The organism is Arthrobacter sp. JCM 19049, assembly GCF_001310435.1.
Window position 1 is genome coordinate 1 of sequence record NZ_BAXF01000656.1, and the last position, 1005, is coordinate 1005.

1 pseudogene is annotated in these 1005 nt (G+C 70.6%); it reads left to right on the plus strand.

From position 1 onward, the window contains the following. Positions 1–795: pseudogene (locus JCM19049_RS21335) on the plus strand (tyrosine-type recombinase/integrase); the annotation flags it as partial. Positions 796–1005: the final 210 nt, after the last annotated feature.

The window sequence follows — 1005 nt, forward strand, 5'->3', positions numbered from 1 at the left end:
CGCCGGGGCTCAGCGCCCGCACGGTCGCCCGGCACACGGTGGCGATCCGCCAGCTGCACAAGTTCTGGGAACTGGAGGGGCTGTGCGTGCCCAACCCGGCCCGCGACATCCAGCCGCCAAGCTTCGGTTCCTCCTGCCCAAGGCCATCTCCATTGCCGAGGTCAACACGATCCTGGAATCGGTGGCCACCGACACCCCGGCGGGGCTGCGCGACCGGGCACTGCTGGAGTTCCTGTACTCCACCGGCGCGCGCATCTCAGAAGTGGTCGCATTGGACGTGGACGACGTGCACTTCGCCGCCGGCCTGCAGCCCGATGCCGACCTGCAACCCTCCACTGAGCTGCAGGCAGCCCCGAATCCCGGCAGCGCACCGGACTCCGCCGGGCAGAGCGTGGTGCGCCTGTTCGGCAAGGGCTCCAAGGAACGGGTGGTGCCGATCGCTCCTACGCGCGCAAGGCGCTCAGCGACTACCTGGTGCGTGCCCGCCCGGGGCTGGCGGCCAAGGGCAGGGGCAACCCGGCACTGTTCCTGAACCAGCGTGGCGGGCGGCTCTCCCGGCAGTCCGCGTGGATGATCCTGTCCAAGGCGGCCGAGCGGGCCGGGGTTCCCACCGAGGTTTCCCCGCATACGCTGCGCCACTCCTTCGCCACCCACCTGTTGGAGGGCGGGGCCGACGTGCGCGTGGTGCAGGAGCTGCTCGGCCACGCCTCGGTAACCACCACCCAGATCTACACCAAGGTCACCGTCGATGCGCTGCGCGAGGCGTACCTCTTTGCCCACCCCCGGGCGCGCTGAAGCCGTCCCACCACCGCCCATCCAGAAACCCAGCCGTCTTCCAGGAGCCAGCCCATGACCAGCAGCGCCGACGCCAGCGTCAACCGGACCCAGCCGCAACCGGTGGTGCTGGTCCTGCTGCTGCGTGAGGGCCCCACCGGCCGCGAAGTGCTGCTGGGACGCAAGCTCACCGGTTCGGGGCCGGCAACGTCGTCGCCCCGGGCGGGAAGA